Annotated in this window: 1 protein-coding gene and 1 pseudogene; both read right to left on the reverse strand. The window is 44.1% G+C overall.

The window, feature by feature from the left end; translation table 11 throughout:
* Nucleotides 1-251 (reverse strand): DDE-type integrase/transposase/recombinase (locus DV415_RS10395; RefSeq protein WP_338153081.1); only part of this gene is annotated, 251 nt, incomplete at its 3' end.
* A 21-nt stretch (nucleotides 252-272) separates the two neighbouring features.
* Nucleotides 273-470, reverse strand: a pseudogene (locus DV415_RS10500) (hypothetical protein); the annotation flags it as partial.
* Nucleotides 471-623 lie beyond the last annotated feature (153 nt).

Genomic DNA, 623 nt, shown 5'->3' on the forward strand with positions numbered 1-623 from the left:
GCCCAGTTTGGGGAATAGCTGAGATTATAGGAGACTATCTCATTGTTAAATAAGTCTAAAATAGGGGATAAATAGACTTTACTTCCATCTTTCGCCTTAAACTCGGTGATATCAGTTACCCATTTTTGTTTCGGGGCCGTTGCACTAAAATCGCGTTCAAGATGATTTGGGGCTATCACCCCTATCGTGCCTCGATAGGTGGTAAATTTCTTGCTTTTTCTTGACCGCACTTGAAGCCCAAGTGCCTGCATTAAGCGTTGGACTTTTTTATGATTTACGCCTGGCAAGCAGGCATGAACGCGTCGGTAGCCATAATCAGGATGATTGGCTTTGATGCGTTTAATGGCCTTTTTCAGCGGCTCATCCTTATCTAGTTTAATCTGAAGTTTAGCAAAAAACGTACTACGCGCTAACCGTGCAAAGCCTAAAAGCCATTTTAACGGATAGCGTGTTCTTAACCTTTGGATAATTTCCGTTGCTCGGCTTCGTCCTGAAGTCTGAGCCTTCTCAACTCCTTTAGGTAGGCCACCTCCGCTTCAAGCTGTAAAATTCTCAGGCGTAAACGGTCTTCTTCTGTTTTAGGTGGCGGTGGCATTTTTGCATATTTGGGTTTCATCGGCGGT

Source organism: Haemophilus haemolyticus, from assembly GCF_003490595.1.
Lineage (GTDB): Bacteria > Pseudomonadota > Gammaproteobacteria > Enterobacterales > Pasteurellaceae > Haemophilus > Haemophilus haemolyticus_L.